This is a genomic window from Actinomycetospora corticicola (genome assembly GCF_013409505.1).
GTDB classification, from domain to species: Bacteria; Actinomycetota; Actinomycetes; order Mycobacteriales; family Pseudonocardiaceae; genus Actinomycetospora; species Actinomycetospora corticicola.
Genome location: NZ_JACCBN010000001.1, coordinates 5700832 through 5721368, shown reverse-complemented (window position 1 = coordinate 5721368; position 20537 = coordinate 5700832). Strand labels below are relative to the sequence as shown.

18 protein-coding genes are annotated in these 20537 nt (G+C 74.7%); 3 read left to right on the top strand and 15 right to left on the bottom strand.

What is annotated here, in order from left to right; genetic code table 11:
- Positions 1-28: 28 nt before the first annotated feature.
- The 8 genes from BJ983_RS27860 to BJ983_RS27825 all read right to left on the bottom strand — a co-directional run bounded on the left by BJ983_RS27860 (position 29) and on the right by BJ983_RS27825 (position 8128).
- The gene (locus BJ983_RS27860) at positions 29-1234 is read right to left on the bottom strand and encodes an MFS transporter (protein WP_179796791.1); all 1206 of its coding nucleotides are present in this window, start codon (positions 1232-1234) and stop codon (positions 29-31) included.
- A 54-nt stretch (positions 1235-1288) separates the two neighbouring features.
- Positions 1289-2017 (bottom strand): mycothiol-dependent nitroreductase Rv2466c family protein, encoded by a 729-nt coding sequence (locus tag BJ983_RS27855; protein ID WP_179796790.1) that lies wholly within the window; start codon positions 2015-2017, stop codon positions 1289-1291.
- 88 nt (positions 2018-2105) lie between these two features.
- Positions 2106-3209 (bottom strand): MSMEG_0565 family glycosyltransferase, encoded by a 1104-nt coding sequence (locus tag BJ983_RS27850; RefSeq protein WP_179796789.1) that lies wholly within the window; start codon positions 3207-3209, stop codon positions 2106-2108.
- A complete protein-coding gene (locus BJ983_RS27845) occupies positions 3206-4045 on the bottom strand; it encodes a carbon-nitrogen hydrolase family protein (RefSeq protein ID WP_179796788.1) in 840 nt (279 codons plus the stop codon). Before BJ983_RS27845 ends, BJ983_RS27850 begins: the two co-directional genes overlap by 4 nt.
- A 10-nt stretch (positions 4046-4055) precedes the next feature.
- The gene (locus tag BJ983_RS27840) at positions 4056-4898 is read right to left on the bottom strand and encodes a carbon-nitrogen hydrolase family protein (protein WP_179796787.1); all 843 of its coding nucleotides are present in this window, start codon (positions 4896-4898) and stop codon (positions 4056-4058) included.
- Positions 4895-6412, bottom strand: a complete 1518-nt coding sequence (locus BJ983_RS27835; protein ID WP_246325670.1) for an MSMEG_0567/sll0787 family protein — start codon at positions 6410-6412, stop codon at positions 4895-4897. The genes BJ983_RS27840 and BJ983_RS27835 overlap by 4 nt, the downstream gene beginning before the upstream one ends.
- 2 nt (positions 6413-6414) lie before the next feature.
- Positions 6415-7476 carry an MSMEG_0568 family radical SAM protein gene (locus BJ983_RS27830; RefSeq protein ID WP_179796786.1) on the bottom strand — a complete coding sequence of 354 codons (1062 nt, stop codon included), beginning with the start codon at positions 7474-7476 and terminating at the stop codon, positions 6415-6417.
- A 133-nt stretch (positions 7477-7609) separates the two neighbouring features.
- Complete coding sequence (locus BJ983_RS27825) at positions 7610-8128, bottom strand: MSMEG_0572/Sll0783 family nitrogen starvation response protein (RefSeq protein ID WP_179796785.1); 519 nt, start codon at positions 8126-8128, stop codon at positions 7610-7612.
- A 400-nt stretch (positions 8129-8528) separates the two neighbouring features.
- Between BJ983_RS27825 and BJ983_RS27820 the strand changes: the two genes are divergently transcribed.
- Both BJ983_RS27820 and BJ983_RS27815 read left to right on the top strand, forming a co-directional pair.
- Entirely contained in the window at positions 8529-9878 is a 1350-nt protein-coding gene (locus tag BJ983_RS27820; protein WP_179796784.1) for an MSMEG_0569 family flavin-dependent oxidoreductase, read from the top strand.
- A gap of 81 nt (positions 9879-9959) precedes the next feature.
- The gene (locus BJ983_RS27815) at positions 9960-12953 is read left to right on the top strand and encodes an AfsR/SARP family transcriptional regulator (RefSeq protein ID WP_179796783.1); all 2994 of its coding nucleotides are present in this window, start codon (positions 9960-9962) and stop codon (positions 12951-12953) included.
- 53 nt (positions 12954-13006) lie between these two features.
- Here BJ983_RS27815 and BJ983_RS27810 read toward each other — a convergent pair whose 3' ends face one another.
- Positions 13007-13825, bottom strand: a complete 819-nt coding sequence (locus BJ983_RS27810) for an ABC transporter permease (protein ID WP_179796782.1) — start codon at positions 13823-13825, stop codon at positions 13007-13009.
- Entirely contained in the window at positions 13822-14775 is a 954-nt protein-coding gene (locus tag BJ983_RS27805; protein ID WP_179796781.1) for an ATP-binding cassette domain-containing protein, read from the bottom strand. Before BJ983_RS27805 ends, BJ983_RS27810 begins: the two co-directional genes overlap by 4 nt.
- A gap of 331 nt (positions 14776-15106) precedes the next feature.
- Between BJ983_RS27805 and hrpB the strand changes: the two genes are divergently transcribed.
- Positions 15107-17611 (top strand): ATP-dependent helicase HrpB, encoded by a 2505-nt coding sequence (gene hrpB, locus BJ983_RS27800; RefSeq protein ID WP_343054386.1) that lies wholly within the window; start codon positions 15107-15109, stop codon positions 17609-17611.
- Here the strand turns inward: hrpB and BJ983_RS27795 are convergent.
- From BJ983_RS27795 to BJ983_RS27775, 5 genes are all read right to left on the bottom strand, one after another.
- Positions 17608-18177, bottom strand: coding sequence for a hypothetical protein (locus BJ983_RS27795; protein ID WP_179796779.1), 570 nt, complete (start codon positions 18175-18177; stop codon positions 17608-17610). The genes hrpB and BJ983_RS27795 overlap by 4 nt on opposite strands.
- Before the next feature lie 8 nt (positions 18178-18185).
- On the bottom strand, positions 18186-18560 hold the full coding sequence (locus BJ983_RS27790; protein WP_179796778.1) for a cupin domain-containing protein: 375 nt from the start codon (positions 18558-18560) through the stop codon (positions 18186-18188).
- Between the two features lie 68 nt (positions 18561-18628).
- Complete coding sequence (locus BJ983_RS27785; protein WP_218890503.1) at positions 18629-19849, bottom strand: amidohydrolase family protein; 1221 nt, start codon at positions 19847-19849, stop codon at positions 18629-18631.
- Positions 19846-20130: a hypothetical protein gene (locus BJ983_RS27780; RefSeq protein WP_179796776.1), complete on the bottom strand. Its 285-nt coding sequence runs from the start codon at positions 20128-20130 to the stop codon at positions 19846-19848. Before BJ983_RS27780 ends, BJ983_RS27785 begins: the two co-directional genes overlap by 4 nt.
- Positions 20117-20515, bottom strand: coding sequence for a Rieske (2Fe-2S) protein (locus tag BJ983_RS27775; RefSeq protein WP_179796775.1), 399 nt, complete (start codon positions 20513-20515; stop codon positions 20117-20119). Before BJ983_RS27775 ends, BJ983_RS27780 begins: the two co-directional genes overlap by 14 nt.
- Positions 20516-20537: the final 22 nt, after the last annotated feature.

The window sequence follows — 20537 nt, the reverse complement described above, 5'->3', positions numbered from 1 at the left end:
CCCTGTCCCGACGGCGGGTCGGGGCCGGTCAGTCGACCGGCTCGGCCGGGGCGGGCCGCACGAGTTCCAGCACCCAGGTGCCGAGCCCGACGAGCGCGAGGACCGCCCCGAGCGCGCACACCCCGGCCCAGCCGACCGTCGCGTAGAGCCCCGATGTCAGGGCCGACGCGATGCCTCCGCCGATGAACGCCGACACGAGGAACGCGCTGGTCACGCGGCTGCGGGCGTTCGGGCGGCGGGAGTAGATGGCGTGCTGGTGGCTGATCTGCAGGAGCTGCTGGGCGAGGTCGAGCACGACGATCCCGGCGATGAGGGCGACCAGCGACCCGCCGCCGAGCGCAAGCAGGCCCCAGCTCACGAGCAGGAGCACGAGGCCGACGGTCACGGTGCGACGTCCGTGCCCGCGGTCGGCGAAGCGCCCCGCCCAGATCGCGGCCAGCGCTCCGGCGAGCCCGGCCAGACCGAACAGGCCGATCACCCCGGAGCCGTAGGAGTACGGCGGCGCGGCCAGCAGGAACGAGAGCGCGGTCCACAGGATCGTGAAGCAGCCGAAGCCGACCCCACCGAGCAGCATCCGCCGTCGGACCAGGGAGTCGTGGCGCACGATCGAGGCGACCGAGGCCAGCAGCGAGGGGTACGACGCGCTCGCGGCCACCGGGACCTTCGGCAGGGCGAGCCGCACGAGGCCCGCGAGGACGACCATCACGACGGCGCCGAGCACGAACACGAGCCGCCACCCGCCGATCTCGGCGACCAGCCCGGCCACGGTCCGCGCGAGCAGGATGCCGACGAGCAGCCCGCTCATCACGGTGCCGACCACCGAGCCGCGGTTCGCGTCGTCGGCGAGCGAGGCCGCCATCGGCACCACGATCTGGGCGACGGCGGAGGTCACGGCCAAGATCGCCACCGCCGCGAGCAGCACCCCGAGCGAGGGGGCCGCCGCGGCGCCGAGCAGGAGCACCCCGGTGACCGCGAGCAGGCCGCTGACCAGCCGGCGCCGCTCCAGGATGTCGCCCGCGGGGACGAGGAACGCGAGCGCCAGGGCGTAGCCGATCTGCGAGGCGGTGACGAGGTAGCCCGCCGTCCCCTCCCCCACCCCGAACGCCTGCGCGACGACGGGCAGCAGCGGCTGCGCGTAGTAGATGTTCGCCACGGCGGCGCCGCACACGACGGCCAGCAGGAGCACGGTCGGACGACCGAGGTGGGTGGGCGGGGCCTCCGCCTGGGCGCTCATCGTTCGCCACCCTAAGCAGTCGGGCGCGACCGCCGCGCGGACGAGCGGGTCACGTCACCGATGCTGTCGGCGGCTGCCCCCGTGCCAGTCCTCGACGAGCCCGACCTCGCCCGCCGCCACCCCGAACGCGGGCAGCTGCGGGCGCTCGCGCAGGCTGCGCTTGAGCTCGGCGAACCCGGGGAAGCTCGCCAGCCCGACGACGTGGTCCCAGAGTTCCTCCGCCTGCTCCTCGCTGGGGCGGCGGCTGATCACCGGGCCGAAGAACGCGAGCCCGTCGGGCGGCGAGATCTGCATCAGCGGGGTGCCGACGTCCTTGCCGACGAGCTCGAGCGCCTCGTCGGTCTCGGCCTGGATCGTGGCGTCGTGCCGGTCGTCGTCGAGCACCTCGGCGAGCTCGGCGGGCAGGCCGACGCGCTCGAGCACCGGGAGGACGAAGGCGTGCGACCCGCGACGTTCCCGCTCGCTGGAGTGCTCCGGGACCTCGCCCTGCTCGAACACGGCCTCCCCGAGCGCCTCGTAGAACCGCCCGAGGGCCTCGTTGCCGTGGGCCTCGCGCACCGCGGCGCACACCCGCAGCAGGCGCAGCCCCGCCGTGTGCCCGGCCTCGTACTCCGGCGGGAACTGCGCGTCGTAGTCGACGTGCGCGTTGAGCAGCCGCAGCGAGATGAACTGCCACTGCACCGTGAGGCCCCGACGGCGGGCGACGGTGCGGACCCAGCCGCTGGTCAGCCAGCAGTAGGGGCACACCGGGTCGAACCAGTACCGGACGTCGGGCGCGGTCATGCCCTCACGCTAGTGCTCGACGGGCGCCGGCGACCCGGTCGACGGTGCGGCGATCCTGTCACCGGACGACAGCAACGACGCTTTCCTGTCACGGGGAGGGGGACGACCCGTACACCGCCAGGTGCCGCGCGGCGACGGTGTCCCACGTGTGCGCGGCCGCGAGGGCCCGGCCGACCGACCTGCGGGCGGGGCCGCCCCGGTCGTCGCCCGCGAGCACCGCGGCCAGCTCGGCGGCGTAGTCGTCGGCGAACGACGGCCCGTCGGGTGCGAACCGCACCGCCCCGGCGAACACCTCGCGCAGTACCGGCAGGTCCCGTGCGACCACGGGCACGCCCGCGGCCAGCGCCTCCATCGCGGCGAGCCCGAAGCCCTCCTGCACCGAGGGGAACGCGAAGGCGGACGCACCCGCCACGAGCCCGGGGAGCTCGTCGTCGGGAACGGGCCCGAGCACCTGCGGCTCCACCCCCAGCGAGGCCGCGAGCGCGAACACCTCGTCGCGGTAGCCGCGGTAGTCGAAGAGCGTGTCGCCGCCCGCGACCACCAGCGGCGCGTCGACCAGGGCCATCGCCCGGACCAGGTCGCGCGTGCCCTTGCGCGGCTCGATGCCCCCGACCGCGAGGACGTAGCGCCCGAACCGCGCCCGCCACGGCTCCCCCGCGCCGGCGGCCTCGGCCGCTGCGAAGCGGAGGGCGTCGACCCCGTTCCCGACGACGGGTGCGCTCCGGCCCCAGCCCGCCGCCACCTCCGTCGCGACGGCGTCCGAGACGCACAGCAGCTGCGCGGGTTCGACGAGGGCGCGCTCGTGGCAGGCGGCGAGCGACGGCGTGGTGAAGGTGTCGAGGTGGTGGACGGTGCGGACGAGGCCGGCGTAGCCGTGCGCGGCGCCCTCGGCGTTCGCGGTGAGGCAGTCCTGGGCGTGGCGCACGTCGACCGGGCGCGCATCGGCGAGCGCCGCGGAGAGCAGCGCGATCGAGCGCAGGATGCGGTCGCCGACCGTCTCGCCCTCGAGCTCGGGGACCTCGACCAGCCGGATCGGCACGTCGACGGGGCGGAAGAACGCCGTGTCGCCGCCACGGGCGAGCGCCCACACCTCGACGTCGTGCCCGGCGCGGGCGAGCGCCTCGGCGAGGGCGAGCGTGTGCACGACCCCGCCGCGTGGCTTCGTGGAGTAGGTGGAGAGCCGGACCCTCACGAGTACGCCGAGGGCCGTCGCTCGTCGAGGTGGTGCAGCACCGAGCGTGCGGCGTCGACCATCGCGTCCGGGTCGACCTCGGCGACCGCGAGACCGCCCTTCGACCACGTGCGCGCCAGGATCTCCCCGCCGGGCCCGACCACCTTCGCGCGCCCGAGGAAGTGCAGGTTCCCCGACCGGCCGCTCTGGTTGGCCGAGAGCCACAGCACCTGGTTCTCGGCGGCCCGGGACTGGTCGTAGAGGTCGAACAGCCGTGCCTGGCGGTCCTGGGCCATACGCGGTGCACGGTTGGTCAGCGAGGTCGGCCACGCGGAGAGGCAGGCGATCGTGGTCGCGCCGTCGAGCGCGAGCGCCCGGGCCGACTCGGGGAACGTCTTGTCGTGGTCGATGAGCATCCCCATCCGGCCGACCGGGGTGTCGAAGGCGGTGAACCCGCAGCCCGGCGTGAACAGCTTCGCCACCCCGACCGGTTGGTGCACCTTGCGGTGCCGCCCGAGGATGCCGTCGCCGCAGAGCGCCACCGCGGCGTTGTAGAGCTCGCCGCCCGGCCCGCGCTCGCAGTACCCGAGGCACACCACCATGTCGGCCGCGAGGTCGATCACCGACCGCACCGCCTCGCCGTTGGGCTCCAGCGCCGGCGGGAGGTCCACCTCGTCGAGATCGTCCGGACGGAGGTCGGTGACGTAGCCGCCCAGGGCCCCGTCGGGCAGGGCGAGCACGTCCACCCCGGCGTCGCGGGCGTGGGCGACGATGACGCCGATCCGGTCGAGGTCGAAGGCGAGGTCGCGGGTGAAGTGGGCCGCCGCGGCCGCGATGCGGAGGGGCGGGCGGGTCATGCCCACGGCACTAGGCCGGGACCGGTACGTAGCTCGCCTGCCGCCGGTCACGCAGGTGGCCCATGAACCGGCGGGCGGCGTCGACCGACTCGTCGACGTCGATGGAGGCGACGGCGAGGCCTGCCTCGGTGCCGGTGGTGGCGAGCACCTCCCCGCCCGGATCGACGATCTTCGCGCTGGCCACCAGCTGCATGGATCCGTACTCGCCGGCCTGGTTGGCCGAGACCCAGACGATCTGGTTCTCCAGCGCGCGGGCGCGGTCGAACAGGTCGAAGCGACGGGTCCAGCGGTCGTCGGCGAGCACCGGGGCCCGGTTCGTCCGGGAGGCCGGCCAGGCCGACATGCAGACCACGACCCGCGCCCCGTCGACGGCGAGCGCCCGCGCGGCCTCCGGGAACGCCTTGTCGTAACAGATCATCATGCCCATCCGCCCGACCGGGGAGTCGAAGGCGGCGAACCGGTCGCCCGCGGCGTAGGAGTTGTTCTCGTTGAGCGGCTGGTGGACCTTGCGGTGCCGCCCGAGCACGCCGTCACCGGTCACCGCGACGCAGCTGTTGTAGGGCCGTCCCCCCGAGGCGGTGTCGCCGCGCTCGCAGTAGCCCGCGGTGATGACCATGTCCCCGGCGAGGTCGATCAGCCGCCCGATCTCCGGGCCGTCGCCGTCGAGCTGCGGCGGCTCGTCGTCGTGATCGCCGTGCAGGGACGACAGGTAGCCCCCGAGCGCGGCCTCGGGCAGCGCCAGCAGCCCCGCGCCGGCCTCCCGGGCCCGGGCGACGAGCTTCTCGATCCGCCGGAAGTCCTCGTCCAGGTCGCGCACGAAGCCCTCGGCGGCGGCGGCGAAGGTGATGGTCATCGGTCGGTCCTCTCGGTTGCTGTCCCCAGGCCGGTCACGGGTCCGGCGACGGCGGTCGTCGTCTCTCCGTCGGGCCAGCGCAGCGCGACGCCGCGGCCCGCGACGAGCTCCCCGCACTCGGTCCCGACGGCGGGTCCGGCGGCCGGGAGCGGCGCCCCGGGCTCGTCGGTGCTGAGCAGGGCGAAGCCCGGGAAGCAGGTGAACCAGTCGGCGACGCCGACGCCGTCCGGGCGCGGGACCGCCGCAACGTCGAGCACGGCGCCGGTCCCGCTCGCCTCGGCGAGCATGCCGAGGGTGCCGACGAGGCCCGCCATGCTCACGTCCTTGGCCGCGGCCGGGCGGTACGCCGCGTCCGGGCCGATCGCGGCGACCATCGCGCGCAGGTCCTCCGGGCGGCGTCGGGAGGTCGTGTCGAACTGACGGCCGGTGTACCCGGGACGCCAGGCGCCGTCGAGGTCCGCGGTGAGGCGCACCGCGTGCCCGACCCGTCCGCCCCCCGCGGGGACGGGTCGGGCCGTGGTGCCGAGGGCGGTGACCGCGAGCGAGGCCGGGACGTCGACGGTGGTGTGCCCACCGAGGACCGGCACCCCGTAGGCCGCGGCGGCGGCGCGCAGCCCGCGCAGCACCCGCCCGACGGCCTCGGCGTCCGCCCCGCCGACGGCGTCGAGCAGGCCGACGGGCCGGGCGCCCATCGCGGCGAGGTCGTTCAGGTTGACCAGCACCGAGCACCAGCCGGCCCACTCCGGGTCGCGTTCGACCAGCGCGGGCAGGATCGCGTCGCAGGCCGCGACGACGTCCGTGCCGGGGACCGGGGCGCCGTCGTCGCCGACGAAGCCCGGGGGTGCCATGCCCGCCACGAGATCACCGAGCGGCGCCTTCGTGGCGTCGACCAGGCGCGCGATGCGGTCCATCGGTCGCCGCATCCGCACGTGGTCGATGCCGCCGACGGTCCGCGACGGGGCGACGGTCTCCCACCCGAGCCGCTCGAACAGCCGCGCGTTCGGGGCCTGCACGTCGGCCTCAAACCGCAGCACGCCGGCCGACTCGGCGCGGGCGACGGCGGCGCGGATCAGGGTGGCGCCCACGCGGACGCCGGTCCGGCGGCGCCCGCCCGCCTCGACGGCGAGCCGACTGCCGGTCCACCAGCCGAGATCGGGCTCGCCCGGCCGGGCGGGCCCGAGCCGCACGCCACCGAGGACGGTGCCGTCGGCGTCGCGGGCGACGAGGACGATCGCGCGGGGGTCGGAGTCGACGTCGTCGAGGTCGTCGTGGGCGAAGACCCGCTGCTCGTCGACGAACACGGCCCGGCGCAGGGCGCGGTGGGCGATGACGTCGGGGTGGGTCGCGTCCGCGGCCGGGGCCTCGGAGACGGTGACCCCGCGGGGCTTGTGCACCAGCCCGCCGAGGATCTCCTCGGCGAGCACGAGGGTCCGTGCCTGGGCACTGCGTGCCAGCAGGGCGTCAGCGCTGTCACCGGGCGGCAGGACCGCCACGTCGTCGAAGGGCGGAGCCATGGTCAGCCTCCCGCCGCGGAGAGCGCGGAGCAGGCGCCGCAGGCCGCGCACCCGGCCGCCTGGTCGGCGCCGCGCATCCCGGCCGCCCGCAGGGCCGCTGCCACCCGGGCGGTGACGTCGGCGAGGAGGGCGGGTTCGGGTGCCGGGTCGCCGTCGGCGAAGGCGAGGGTGCCGGGGATCGGGCGGTAGGGGACGACGAAGGGGTAGACGCCGGCGTCGATCAGCCGCTCCGCCCCCGCGACCAGCTCGTCGGGGTCCTCACCGAGGCCGACGATCAGGTAGGTGGAGACGGCGTTGCGACCGAAGAGCCGGACGCTCTCCTCCCACGCCGCCCAGTACTGCGACAGCGGGACGGTCGCCTTGCCCGGCATCCATCGGCGACGCACGGCGTCGTCGAGGGACTCGACGTGGATGCCGATCGCGTCGGCGCCGGCGTCCTTGAGCGCCTGCAGGGCGGCGAGGTCGTCCGGTGCCGGAGGTTCGCACTGCACCTGGATCGGCAGCGTCGGGACCGCCGCCCGGACCGCGGCCGTGCAGCGGGCGAGGTGGCGGGCGCCGCGGTCGCGGCCGTTGCTCGTCCCCGTCGTCATGACGAGCTGGCGGACGCCGTCGAGCCGGACCGCGGCCTCGGCGACCTCGGCGAGCTGGGCGGGCGTCTTCACGGCGGTCGTCGCGCCACCGGCGAGCGACTGCTCGATGGCGCAGAAGCGGCACCGGTCGGCCTCGCCGTAGCGGACGCAGGTCTGCACCACCGTCGTCGCGAGCACGTCGTTGCCGTGCAGGCGGGCGAGCTGCTCGTAGCGGACGCCGTCGGCGGTGGTGAGGTCGTAGAAGGCGGGCCGGGCGACGGTGTCGACGGCCACGCCGAGGTCGGTGATCCCGCCGTCGGGACCGGTGCGCACGAGCCGGCCGTCCCGGAGCCGGAAGGGGCTCGACGGGTTGATCGGCAGGGTGGTCTTCAGGCCGTCGACGAGCAGGTGCCCGTCGTCGGAGGGGCCGGCGCCGCCGGGGCGGCGCAGGGGAATCGTGGACCCGAGATCGACCGCGACGCCGCGGACTGCCACCTCGGAACGGACGTCGAGCCCGGAACGGGATTCGGCGGGAGCGGACAACGCGGGGACCTCCTTGTGTGCGCGGAGCGCCTGTGAGTACTAATCCGTGCCGGAGCACGGATTAGTACTCACAGGGCGGAGCCACCTAGAGCTGGTAGGTCGAGTTGATGATCGCGCCCTTGCGTGCGTAGTAGATGAGCGCGTCCTGGACGTCGAGCGGGTGCGTCGGGATGACGCCCTCGATGAGGTCCTCCTCGCGGGCGCCGTGCAGCGACAGCCCGAAGCGGCAGCAGTACGCCTTGCCGCCCTCGCTGATGAACGTCTTCAGCTGGTCGTTGATGTTGTGCTCACCGGGGAAGGCCGAGCTGCCCGTCGTCGGGAAGCCGCGGGTGGCGAGGCAGTTCAGCGAGCCGGGGCCGTAGAAGTAGATGGCCGTCTCGAAGCCCTTGCGCAGCGCACGGGTGGCCTGGAGGACCGCGACGAAGCTGACCGAGGACTCGTGCGCGATGCCGTGCACGAGGGTGAAGTAGGTCTCGCCGTTCTCGGCCTGCAGGTCGGGGAAGACCTTGGTGCCGCCGTAGATGCTCGAGCCCTCGGGCAGCGAGGGGTGCGGGATCTCCTGGAGGCTCTTCTGCTCGACGTCGGACAGTTCGGCCGTGGTCATGCCGTTCTCCTTCAAGTCTGCGGTGGGCGGAGCGGTAGGGGATGACGCCGGTGGGCCGGCGGTGGACGGGGTCGCCGCGGGGTCCTCCACGGACGAACCGACCACCTTCTGCCGCACCGTCGCCCAGAAGCCGGGCACGATGACTCCCTGGTGACGTCCGGTTCGGAACGACGGAACCGGGTCGCCGCTGTCCCGGGTGTTGTGCTGCCGAAGCACACCAACCGCCTGTTTCCCGGTCGTTTCCACGTGACTACGAAGGCATCACCGGTGAACGGTTTTATGACCCTCGTGTTGCGAAACATTCGGCAATCTCGCGGCCCTCCGCACGCAACCATTCGGAAACACGACGGGCGAACTCTGCCGACATTCGCACTCTCGCTCCGGAAGGAACACCCCGGTCATGACCGTCACGCCGCTTCCCACCCGCGGCCGCCCCGACGTCCCGGGCGACCTCACCGGTGTCCACCGTCCCGTGATCGTCATCGGGGGCGGCCAGGCCGGCCTGTCGATGAGCCGCTGCCTGTCGAAGGTCGGGGTCGACCACCTCGTCCTCGAGCGCGACGAGGTGGCGCACTCGTGGAAGACCTACCGGTGGGACACGTTCTGCCTGGTCACCCCGAACTGGCAGTGCAACCTGCCGGACTTCCCGTACGGCGAGGGCGGTTTCGGGGGGACCGACCCGCACGGGTTCATGGTCCGCTCGCAGATCGTCGAGTACCTCGAGGCCTACCGGGCGTTCGTCGACCCGCCGCTGCTCGAGGGCGTCGGCGTGAACCGCCTGTTCCGCGACGACCACGGCACCTACCACCTCGCGACGACCGCGGGCGAGTGCACGGCCGACCAGGTCGTCGTCGCGACCGGCGGTTACCACACCCCGATCACCCCGCCGCTGTCCCAGCCGCTGCCGGACTCCGTGACGCAGGTCCAGTCGCAGGACTACAGGTCCGGCGCGCAGCTGCCGCCCGGTGAGGTGCTCGTGGTGGGCTCCGGGCAGTCCGGGGCGCAGATCGCGGAGGACCTGCACCTCGAGGGACGGACGGTCCACCTCGTCGTCGGCGACGCCCCGCGGGTGGCCCGCTTCTACCGCGGCCGCGACGTCACCGACTGGCTCGACGAGATGGGCTACTACCGCATGCCCGTCACCGAACACCCGCGCCGGGAGGCGGTCCGGGCGCAGGCCAACCACTACGTCACCGGCCGCGACGGCGGGCGCGACATCGACCTGCGCGCCCACGCCCGCGACGGCATGCGGCTCTACGGGCTGATGACCGACCACCGCGACGGCGTCCTGCACTTCAACCCGGACCTCACCGAGCGCCTCGACCACGCCGACGAGGTGTCCGAGTCGATCAAGGACACGATCGACAAGTACATCGCCGACCGCCACCTCGACGTCCCGGCCGAGGAGCGCTACACCCCGGTCTGGCAGCCCACCGAGACCACCGAGCTGCGCCTGGCCGACACGGACATCACGTCCGTCGTCTGGTGCATCGGCTTCCGGCAGAACTTCTCGTGGGTCGACGTCCCGGTGTTCTCCGGCCGTGGCGCGCCCGGCCACCAGCGCGGCGTGACCTCCGCGCCCGGCCTGTACTTCCTCGGCCTGCCCTGGCAGTGGACGTGGGGCTCGGGCCGGTTCTCCGGGGTCGGCGACGACGCCCGCTACCTCGCCGAGCGCATCCGCTCCCAGCGTGGGCTCACGACGGCGGGTGGGCGCGGCGACGTCTGCAACGTCCTGGCGTTGGGGTCCTGACGACCGCTGGGTGCGCTGCGCGCAGGTGAGCACTCAGTGGTGTCATAGGCCCACTGAAGTGCTCACCTGGCCGGAGGCCACATGATCCGGCTGCTCGGCCCCGTCTCGGTGGTCGACGACGACGGGCGCGAACTGCTGCCCGCCGGGCCGCGCGTGCGGGGGCTGCTCGCGCGACTCGCGCTCGACGCCGGGCGGCCGGTCGACGCCGCCACGCTCGTCGACGCGCTCTGGGGCGAGGACCCGCCGTCGACGGCCAACGCCCTGCAGTCCCTCGCCTCCCGTCTGCGCCGGGCCGTCGGTGCGCAGCGGGTGCGCTCGTCGTCCGGCGGCTACCTCCTCGCCGTCGACCCCGACGACGTGGACGCGTTGCGGTTCGCGACGCTGCGCCGGACCGCGCTGGCCGAGCCCGACGACGAGCGGGCGTGCGCCCTGCTCACCGAGGCCCTCGCGCTGTGGCAGGACCCGGTCCTGGGCGGACTCGGGGACCTGCCCTTCGCCGGGCCCGCCGCCGCCCGGCTCGCCGATGCCCGGGCCGGCGCCGCGGAGGAGCTGGCCGCCCGTGGGCTCCGCGGTCGGGCCCCCGACGCCGGACGGGACACCCTCGTCGCCGTCCTCGACGCCGACCCGCTGCGCGAGACCACCGCCGTCGCCCTCGCCCGCGGGCTGTCCGCGGGCGGCCGTCGCGCCGACGCGCTCGCCGTCCTGGACCGCACCCGCACCACGCTCGCCGAGGAGCTCGGCGTCGACCCCGGGCCGGAGCTGGCGCGGGTCCGGACCGAGCTGCTGCAGGACGCAGCTGAGCCCGCACCCGTCGTCGGGAAGGCCAGGCCGCAGGCCCTGACCTCCTTCGTCGGACGCGAGGACGACCTGGCCCGGCTGCGGGGTCTGGTCGCGACGTCGCGGCTGGTCACGATCACCGGCCCCGGCGGCGCGGGGAAGACGCGGCTCGCGACGGAGGCCGTGCGCGACGAGCCCCGGCGGGTCGCGGTCGCGGAGCTCGCCGCGCTGACCGGCGGCGACCAGGTCGCCCCGGGCGTGCTGCACGCGGTCGGCGGCCCGGAGCTCGCGCTCGGCGACCCGGGCGCCGCGGACTCCGTGCTGCCGCGGCTGCGGGCCGCCCTCGCGGGCCGGGAGACGGTGCTGGTCCTCGACAACTGCGAGCACCTCGTCGAGGCGTCGGCCGTGCTCGTCCACGACCTGCTCACCGCCGTGCCCGGCCTCGTCGTCCTCGCCACCAGCCGGGAGCCGCTGGGCGTGCCCGGGGAGGTGCTCCACCCGCTCGGCGCCCTGGACGACGCGCACGCCACGCAGCTGTTCGCCGAACGGGCCGCCGCCGTCCGCCCGGGCTTCGACCTGAGCCGTCACCGCACGGTGGTCCGGGAGATCTGCCGACGGCTCGACGGGCAGCCGCTGCCGATCGAGCTGGCCGCCGCGCGGGTCCGCAGTCTGGAGCCCGCCGAGATCGCGGAGCGGTTGGCCGACCGCTTCCGGCTCCTGACGACGGGCTCCCGGACCGCGCTCCCCCGGCACCAGACGCTGCGCGCCGTCGTCGACTGGAGCTGGGACCTGCTCTCCGACGCCGAGCGGACCCTCGCCGCCCGCTTCGGCGCCTTCGCCGGGGCGGTCGACCTGCGCGCGGTCGAGGCCGTGTGCGGGGACGAGGCGTTCGACCTGCTCGGGCTGCTGGTGGAGAAGTCGCTGGTCGTCGCGGTGCCCGGGGAACCGACGCGGTACCGCATGCTCGAGACGATCCGCGAGTACGCGCTGGCCCGGCTCGACGCCGCCGTGGACCGGGACGCCGTGGTCGCGGCTCACGCGGCGTGGGTGCTCGCCGTCCTCGAACCCGTGGAACCGGCGCTGCGGGGCGGCGGGCAGCTCGACGCGCTGGCCGTGGTCCGAGCCGTCGACGGTGAGGCGGTGCGGGCCCTCGAGCGGGCGGTCGAGGCCGGCGACGCCGTCCGGGGACACCGTCTGCTCGCCGCCCTCACGTGGAGCTGGGTGGTGCGCGGGGACATGGCGAGCCTCATCCGGTGGTCCGAGCGACTCTTCACCCTCCCGGTCCCGACGACGGGGACGGATGTCGCGGTCAACCGGTCGCTGCACACCGTGCTGCTGGCCGTCACCGTGCCCGGCACCGACGTCCGCGGCGGGTCGGCCGCCGTCCTCGCGATGCTCCCGGAGCTGCCCCGGCCCCTGCACCCCGTGGTCGCCCTGCACGAGCCGACCGCCCGGGCGTTCCTCGACGACGACCGCTCCGGCCTGGTCGACCTCGCCGCGGCCGCGGACGACCCGTGGCTCCGGGCGGCGGCCGCCCAGCTCGCGGCCGTGCACGCCGAGAACGCGGGCGACCTCGCCGGGCAGCGCCGGGCCCTGCGCGCCGCCTACGACGGGTTCGCCGCGCTCGGCGACCGCTTCGGGCTCGGGATGACGACGTTCTCGCTGGGCGAGCTCGAGGACCTCGCCGGGGACCGGGTCGCGGCCCGCCGGACGTTCGCCGCGGCGATCGCGCTGGCGGCGGAGCTGGACAACGCCGACGACGTCCCGCAGTACCGCATGCGCCTGGCCGCCCTCGCGGCCCGCGACGGGGACGCGACCGAGGCCCGGGAGCAGCTGCGTCTGGCCACCGAGGCCGCCCGGGGCTCGAACGACCCGGGCACCGCGGCCTGGCTCGCCTGGAGCGGCGCCGACGTGCAGCGGCGGCTCGGCGACCCCGACCGGGCGCTCGCGACCCTGCGGGCGCACCCGCCGTCGTCCGGCGACGGTCTGGGCCCGGGCCGCGCCCAGCGGGAGGCGATGGTCCACGACCTCACCGCCTCCGCCCTCATCGACCTCGGCCGGCTCGACGAGGCCCGCGTCGAGGTCGAGGCCGCCCGCCGCGCGGGTGAGGAGGCGAAGGACGGCCCGGTGCGGGGCCAGGTCGCCGAGACCGCCGCCCGGCTGGCCCTCGCCGAGGGCGACCCCGGACGCGCGGCCGACCTGCTGGCGGAGGCCGTCGCCCGGCGCGGGGCCCTGCACCTCGGCGACCCCGACGTCGTCGCGACCCGGGACGGATGTGGCTTCACCCCGACCGCGTGAGGGGAACCCTCGCGCCACGAGAGCGCTCGGATCCTCCCCTCACGACGGTCGGGTCACGCCCGCCGTCGGTACAGCGTGACGGCCAGCGGGGCGAAGATCACGACGACGACGGCGGAGGTCAGCAGCGAGATCGCGGCCGCTCCCCCGGCGGGGGCGCCGTCGAGCAGGGCCCGCACCGCATCGGCGGACCGGGACACCGGGTTGATCGCGACGAAGCCCTGCAGCCAGCCGGGCATCGTGCTCGTCGGGACGAACACGGAGCTCGCGAAGGTCAGCGGCAGCATGATCGTCGCCGACAGGCCCTGCACCGACCGCGGTTCCCGCACGACCATCGCCAGCGCCGTGAACACCCAGCACAGGGCGAACGCGAAGGCGAGCACGAGCCCGAACGCGGCGAGCACCGCGAGCGGCGACGCGGACGTCCGGTAGCCCAGGACGAACCCGAAGGCCAGCATGATCACGCCCGCCGTCAAATAGCGGACGAGGTCGGCGCCGATCGCTCCGAGCAGCGGCGCCGCCCGCGAGATCGGCAGGCTGCGGAAGCGGTCGAAGATGCCGGTCTTGAGGTCCTCGGCGAGCCCGACCCCGGTGCCCGCCGACGCGAACACGACCGTCTGGAGCAGGACACCGGGCAGGGCGAAGTGCAGGTAGTCGGCGCTGTTGCCGGCGATCGCGCCGCCGAACACGTAGACGAACAGCAGCAGGAAGATCACCGGCTGCAGCGTCACGTCGATCAGCGCCTCCGGCGAGTGGATCGTCTTCACGATCCCGCGCCGCGCGAGCGACGCGCCGTGGCGCAGGGTCGAGGGCACCCGCCGTCCGGAAGGAGCCTTCCCGACGACGGGAGCGGTCGGCTCGAGAGTGGTGGTCATGCGGGGACTCCTTCGGTGGCGCGACCGGTGAGGGAGAGGAAGACGTCGTCGAGGCTGGGTAGGCGCAGGCCGATCTCGGCCACGGCGATGCCGGCGACGGCCAGGCGGTCCTCGACGCGACGCAGCGCGCCGGGGTCGGAGGTGCCGACCACGACCTCGCCGGACGGCGCGAGCACCGGCTCGCGCCCGACGTCCGAAGCGACGATCGCGGCGACCAGTGGCGCCTCGCCCGGGAGCTCCGGGCGGACGTGCAGCCGCCGCCCGCCGGCGCGGGACTTCAGCTCGGCCGCCGTGCCGGAGGCGATGACGAGGCCGTGGTCGAGGACGACGAGGTCGTGGGCGAGCTGGTCGGCCTCCTCGAGGTACTGGGTGGTGAGCAGGACCGTGACGCCGTCCTCGGCGAGGGTCCGGACCGCCTCCCACACCTCGTTGCGGTGGTGCGGGTCGAGCCCGGTGGTCGGCTCGTCGAGGAACAGCACCTCGGGGCGCCCGACGAGGCTCGCGGCCAGGTCGAGGCGTCGCCGCATGCCGCCGGAGTAGGTCCTCGCGCGACGCCCGGCGGCCTCGACGAGCCCGAACTGCTCGATGAGCTCAGCGGCCCGTCGTTTCGCCTCCTGGCGGCCCAGATCGAGGAGCCGGCCGATGAGGAACAGGTTGTCGCGACCGGTCAGGGCCTCGTCGACGGCGGCGTACTGGCCGGTGAGCCCGATGCGGCCGCGGACCGCGACGGCGTCGGTGACGACGTCGTGGCCCAGCACGCTCGCCCGTCCGCCCGTGGGTGGGAGCAGGGTGGCGAGCATGCGGACGGTGGTCGTCTTGCCCGAGCCGTTGGGCCCGAGCAGACCGAGCACCTGGCCCTTCTCGGCGGTGAAGGAGATGCCGTCGACGGCCCGGACATCGCCGAACGAGCGCTCGAGGCCGTCGACCTCGATGGCGGGGGTGGAGTGCATGACACCGACTCTCGGCCGGGCCGCTGACACGGGGCTGGCACGGGGCTGGCGTCCCGTGTCAGCCGTGGCCCACCGCTGACGTCCGGTGTCAGCAGGCCGCCACGGTCACGGTCCGCCCTCGAGTGCGGCAATGTGCGTCACGGGTGGCGCAGTGTGCCGCACTCCGTCCCGACGCCGGGTGCCCCACAGCGTCGGTGGCCGATCCGTCGCACCGGAGCGCCGGAGGAGCCATCGACGCACGACGACGATGGCGAGCTGCTCCCACCGGATGCGTGCAGCCCGCCCCCGGTCGACCGGCCGCCGGGCCGTGCGGACTGGTAGACCGGCGGGCGTGATCGACGAGGTGCGGCTCGACCTGCCGGTGCGGGCCGCGCTGCCGTCCCTGCGCGCCGCGCTGGACGAGCACGGCACCGCCGTCCTCGTCGCCCCGCCCGGCACCGGCAAGACCACGCTCGTTCCGCTGGCGCTCGCCGGGCAGGTCGGGGGCCGGGTCCTCGTCGCCGAACCCCGACGGGTCGCGGTGCGGGCGGCGGCCGCCCGGATGGCGTCCCTGCTCGGCGAGAAGGTCGGCGACCGGGTCGGCTACGCGATCCGCGGCGAGCGGAAGCCGGGTTCCCGCGTCGAGGTCGTGACGACGGGCCTGCTCGTCGCCCGCCTGCAGCACGACCCGGAGCTCGCCGGGGTCGACGCGGTCGTCCTCGACGAGTGCCACGAGCGCCACCTCGACACCGACCTGGCGCTCGCGTTCACCGTCGACGCCCGGGTCCTGCGCCCCGACCTCCGGCTCCTCGCGACGTCGGCGACCGCCGCCGCCGACCGGCTGGCCGACGCCCTCGACGGCCCCGTCGTCACCGCCCCCGACCCGCTGCACGACGTCGCGGTCGTCTGGTCCCCGCCGCCGCGCCCCGTACCGCCGCCCCAGGGCATGCGGGTGGAGCCGGCCCTGCTCGACCACGTCGCCGCGACCACGCGTCGGGCACTGGCCGAGCACGACGGCGACGCCCTCGTGTTCCTCCCCGGCCGCCGCGAGATCGACGACGTGGCGCGGCGACTCTCCGGGGTCGACGCCGAGGTGCTCCCCCTGCACGGCGGGCTGAGCAGCGCGGCGCAGGACGTCGTGCTCGCGGGGAGCGTGCGTGGCGACCTGCTGGCGCCGGACGTCAGCGGTGGGCCACGGCCGACCCCGCGGCGGGTCGTCCTCACCACGTCCATCGCCGAGACGAGCCTGACCGTCCCGGGCGTCCGGATCGTCGTCGACGCCGGGCTCTCCCGGCAGCCCTGGACGGACCACGCCCGCGGCCTCGACGCCCTCGTCACCGTGCTCGCCTCCCGCTCGTCGGCCACGCAGCGAGCGGGGCGCGCGGGTCGGGAGGCACCCGGCGTTGCGTATCGATGCTGGTCGGAGGCCGAGCACGCCCACCGCGACCGCGACGACGACCCCGAGGTCGCCCACGCCGACCTCGCCGCCTTCGCCCTCGCGCTCGCCCGCTGGGGCACGCCCGACGCCGGTGGACTCGCCCTGCTCGACGCTCCCCCGCCGCCCGCCTTCGACGCCGCCCGCGCCACCCTGCGCGGCCTCGGGCTCGTTCACGACAGAGCAACCGAGCACGCCGATAGGGGGTCGATCACCTCGCGCGGCCGGGCGGTCGCGGGCGTCGGGGTGCACCCGCGGCTGGGTCGGGCGCTGCTCGACGGAGCGGACGCCGTCGGGGCCCGCCTGACCGCCGAGGTCGTCGCCCTGCTCGCCACCGGCGGACCGGGACGGTCGGACGACCTCGAGGACCGGCTGCGGGCCGCCCGTTCCGGGGACGACCCGGGCTGGCGCGCCGAGGTCCGCCGCCTCGACCGGGCGCTCCGCGAGGCGCACACCAGACAGGCCACGAGCGGCGCGCGCCTGCCTGACGTCACCCTCGCGACCGGCGCCGCCACGGTCGTCGCCCTCGCCTACCCCGACCGCCTCGCCCGCGCCCGCGGCGCCGACTCCCGCGAGTTCCTGACGACGGGTGGCACGGGGGTCGAGCTCGGGCGGGAGTCGGGACTGCGCGGGCAGGAGTGGCTCGCCGTCGCGGACGCGGCGCGGGGCCCCGGCGACCGGGTCGCGCGCGTCCGGCTCGCCGTGCCGATCGACGAGGACCTCGCCCGCACCGCCGCCGCGCACCTGCACACCGACGACGAGGTGGTCGACTGGGAGGACGGCGACGTCGTGGTGGAGCGTCGCGAAAGGCTCGGCGCGATCGTCCTCGCCCGGCGCCCGATCCCGAAGCCGACGGCGAGAGCCCTCGCACCCGCCGTCCGGAAGGGGCTGGAACAGGAGGGGCTCGGCCTGCTGCACTGGACCGACGCGGCGACGTCGCTCCGGCAGCGCCTGGCCTTCCTGCACACCGCGCTCGGCGCCCCGTGGCCCGCCGTCGACGACGCGTCACTCCTGGCGCGGGCCGACGAGTGGCTCGACCTCTCCCGCGTCCGCCGTCGTGCCGACCTCGCCCGGCTCACCCCACCCCTGACAGCGCTGCTGCCGTGGCCCGAGGCGTCCCGGTTCGACGAGCTCGCCCCGACGCACGTCACCACCCCCGACGGGCGACGGGTACGCGTGGACTACGCCGACCCGGAGAAACCCACCGTCGCGCTGAAGCTCCAGCACGCGTTCGGATGGGAGCGCGCGCCGGAGCTGGCCGGGGTACCCGTCGTCGTGCACCTGCTCTCACCCGCGGGACGGCCGGCGGCCGTGACCGCCGACCTGGCGTCGTTCTGGGGCGAGGGCTACCGGCAGGTGCGCGCCGACCTGCGCGGGCGCTACCCGAAGCACGCGTGGCCGGAGGACCCGCGGCGCCCCTAGTCCTTCGCCGCGACCTTCTCGAGCTTCTGCTTCACCGTCTTGCGGTCCTTCGTGTCCTTCTCGTGCTCGAGGGCCTTCTCCGCCTCGTCGGGCTCCATCGACGTCGCCCGCTTGACGGCGTCGTCGGCGTTCATCTCCTCGAGCTTCGCGTCCGTGCGGGCCTGCTTGGCCTCGTCGGTGTTCGCGACGGTGCCCTGGCCCTTCTTCGACGCGTCCTTCTTCCTGGCGCGCGTCTTCTCCTTCTCCTCGTCGGAGAGCTCCTCCCACGCCTTCTTCGGGAGGTAGCGGTCGGTGCCGTCCTCGCCGCGGGCCTCGGTGGAGCCGTCAGCGGTCTGCCAGTCCTCGTCGGTCCACTGCTTCAGGCTGCGCTGCTGCTCGGTGGGCTCGTCCTCGTGCTCGTAGTCCCCGCCCTGCTTCTCGTACTCCTGGGTGAGCAGCTGGCTCTTGCGCGCGGACCACTTCCCGGGGGCGCCGCCCTTGTCGGAGGCCTTGATCTCCTCCTTGAGGCGCTCGCGCAGCTCGGGGTCGGTGTAGTCCTTCTCGTAGTCCTGCGTGCCCTTCGCCATGGGCGGGGCTACCCGCGACGACGCCCCTGCTCGCGGACGAGCGCGTCGAACGTCGCCGGGCCGCAGATCGTCAGCATCCGCACCGGCTCGTCGCCCAGCACCCAGAGCGAGTGCTCGACGTCGCGCGGCAGGAAGATGAACGCGCCGGTGTCCGCGGTGAACTCGTCGGAGCCGCACCGCCCGCCGACCCGACCGGCGAGCACGTGGAACATCTCGTCCTCGCCCTCGTGGGTGTGCGGCGCGACGACGAGCCCGACCGGTGCCGCCTGCTCCATGACCGACACCCGACCCTCGGTGTCGTCCCCGGCGGCCTTCACCGTGAACACGGCGCCGTCGAAGTCGTAGGTCTCGCCGGTCCCGGCCGGGCGCACGAATCCGCTCATGAGCGAGGTGTGCTCCGCACCTGTGAGTACTCATCCGTGCCAGGACACGGAAAAGTACTCACAGGGCGTCAGCCACCCAGCGAGAACACCTTCCGCGCCGTCTCGCCGAGGATGTTGCGCTTGCCGTGCTCGGACACGAACGGCAGCGCGGCGATCCGGCCCGGGACGTCGAAGTCCCAGTGCGGCCAGTCGCTGGAGTACATCAGCGTGTTCTCCGCGTCGATCGCCTCGAGCGTGGCCGCGAGCAGCTTGTCGTCGGTCCACTCCATCGGCTGCGAGGTGTAGTACATCTCGCGGATGTAGTGCGACGGCGGGCGCGTGAGCAGCGGGGCGTCCGACTGGCGCATCGAGTACTCGTGGTCGAGCCGCTGCATCATGAACGGCAACCACGCGAGGCCGCTCTCGATCCAGATGGTCTTCAGCCCCGGGAACCGCTCCGGGATGCCGTTGACCACCCAGTTGGTCATGTGGGTCATGTTGCAGGTCACGAAGCTCATCGCGTGGGCCGAGAGGAACCGGTTCATCGTCGAGGTCATCGTGTCGGCCTGGTTCGGCCCCGCGTGGAACCCGATCGGCAGGCCGCGGCGCTCCAGCTCCCGGTACACCGGCATGTACGCGTTGCGGTGCACCCCGGCGTGCCGCTGGGAGGTCACGAGGAACCCGATGACGCCGGGGGTGTCGGCGAACTCCTCGATCGTCTCCAGGCAGGCGTCCGGGTTCTCGAACGGCAGCCCCAGCATCGTCCGGATGCGCGGCTCGCGGGGCAGCACCTCGGCGGTGAACCAGCGGTTGTAGGCCTGCAGCAGCGCCGTCGCGACCTCCGGCTGCGGGTGCAGCCCCGTCTCCAGCATCGGCTGCGGGAACACGACCTGGACGTCGATCGACATCGCGTCCATCGCGCGCCGCACCAGCGTCGCGTCCCGGTCCGCGCCCGACGTCGTGCCCGGGGTCTCCTCCCCGAGCGACGCCTGGTGCGGGATGCGCCCGGAGACGTCCTGCATCGTCAGGCCGGGCGAGTGGTTGTGCAGGGCCAGGCGCGCCGCGTTGGGCCAGTTCCGCATCATCTGGTTCGCGCTGTCGCGCAGCACCGGGCTGTCGAGGTACTGCAGGATCTCCGGCCACGAGTCGAGCTCCACGTGGTGGGAGTCGACGTCGACGATGAAGTAGTCGTCGAGGCCGTAGCGCTCGGTGTCCCGCCGCGCGTTCGCGAGGATCTCGCGGGTGTCGGTGGTGGTGGTGATCTCCTGCGTGGGCAGGCGCCGCACCGCCGGGTCGGGCGTGATCGTCATGACGAGCTCCTCGAGAACCACAGGGCGAGGTCGAACGGGTTCAGGTCGTTGCTGCGCAGGGCGGCGGTCGCGAGCACCACCGCGTCGGTCGGGCTGAGATCGGTTCCCGACGGCGGGTCGTGCCCCTCCTCGGCGGCGACCGCCCAGCACCGTCCGGCGACGCCGACGAGCCGGCGCGCGGTGCCGGGGTCGAGGCGAGCGAGTGCCCCGTCGTCGAGACCGGCGGCGACCTCGGCGTCCAGTTCCGCCACCAGGGCCGCGATGCGCTCAGACCGTGACACGGATCCGGCCCTCCGCCTCGGCGACCTCGATGCGGCGCAGCGACGCCCCCGGCACCCCGGGGTGCCGGCCGGTCGTCACGTCGTACTCGTAGCCGTGCCACGGGCACACCACGTGCATCGTGTCCTCGTCGAACCGCAGGCCGAGGCTGCGCTTGCCCTCGTCGAGCCGCTCCCGGACGCGGCCGACGATCCGGCCCTGGCAGGCGGGCCCGCCCTGGTGCGCGCACACGTTCTCCCACGCGTGCAGGCGGCCGCCGAAGCGGAAGATGCCGACGGTCACGGCGTCGGGACCGGACCCGATCTCGACGACGAGGCGGCCCCGCTCGGGCACGTCCCCGGACGCGGCGACGTCGACGTCGCGCGCCTGCGGTGTGGTGGTGGTCATAGCGACCAGCGTCCCCGCCGAC

What these genes read in the sequence shown, in the direction of transcription:
- BJ983_RS27810 (WP_179796782.1), bottom strand. Translation starts at nt 13,825, where the DNA reads ATGACCACCACTCTCGAGCCGACCGCTCCCGTCGTCGGGAAGGCTCCT.
- BJ983_RS27785 (WP_218890503.1), bottom strand. Translation starts at nt 19,849, where the DNA reads ATGACGATCACGCCCGACCCGGCGGTGCGGCGCCTGCCCACGCAGGAG.
- BJ983_RS27860 (WP_179796791.1), bottom strand. Translation starts at nt 1,234, where the DNA reads ATGAGCGCCCAGGCGGAGGCCCCGCCCACCCACCTCGGTCGTCCGACC.
- BJ983_RS27805 (WP_179796781.1), bottom strand. Translation starts at nt 14,775, where the DNA reads ATGCACTCCACCCCCGCCATCGAGGTCGACGGCCTCGAGCGCTCGTTC.
- BJ983_RS27815 (WP_179796783.1), top strand. Translation starts at nt 9,960, where the DNA reads ATGATCCGGCTGCTCGGCCCCGTCTCGGTGGTCGACGACGACGGGCGC.
- BJ983_RS27845 (WP_179796788.1), bottom strand. Translation starts at nt 4,045, where the DNA reads ATGACCCGCCCGCCCCTCCGCATCGCGGCCGCGGCGGCCCACTTCACC.
- BJ983_RS27855 (WP_179796790.1), bottom strand. Translation starts at nt 2,017, where the DNA reads ATGACCGCGCCCGACGTCCGGTACTGGTTCGACCCGGTGTGCCCCTAC.
- BJ983_RS27825 (WP_179796785.1), bottom strand. Translation starts at nt 8,128, where the DNA reads ATGACCACGGCCGAACTGTCCGACGTCGAGCAGAAGAGCCTCCAGGAG.
- BJ983_RS27840 (WP_179796787.1), bottom strand. Translation starts at nt 4,898, where the DNA reads ATGACCATCACCTTCGCCGCCGCCGCCGAGGGCTTCGTGCGCGACCTG.
- BJ983_RS27775 (WP_179796775.1), bottom strand. Translation starts at nt 20,515, where the DNA reads ATGACCACCACCACACCGCAGGCGCGCGACGTCGACGTCGCCGCGTCC.
- BJ983_RS27790 (WP_179796778.1), bottom strand. Translation starts at nt 18,560, where the DNA reads ATGAGCGGATTCGTGCGCCCGGCCGGGACCGGCGAGACCTACGACTTC.
- BJ983_RS27835 (WP_246325670.1), bottom strand. Translation starts at nt 6,412, where the DNA reads ATGGCTCCGCCCTTCGACGACGTGGCGGTCCTGCCGCCCGGTGACAGC.
- BJ983_RS27795 (WP_179796779.1), bottom strand. Translation starts at nt 18,177, where the DNA reads ATGGCGAAGGGCACGCAGGACTACGAGAAGGACTACACCGACCCCGAG.
- BJ983_RS27820 (WP_179796784.1), top strand. Translation starts at nt 8,529, where the DNA reads ATGACCGTCACGCCGCTTCCCACCCGCGGCCGCCCCGACGTCCCGGGC.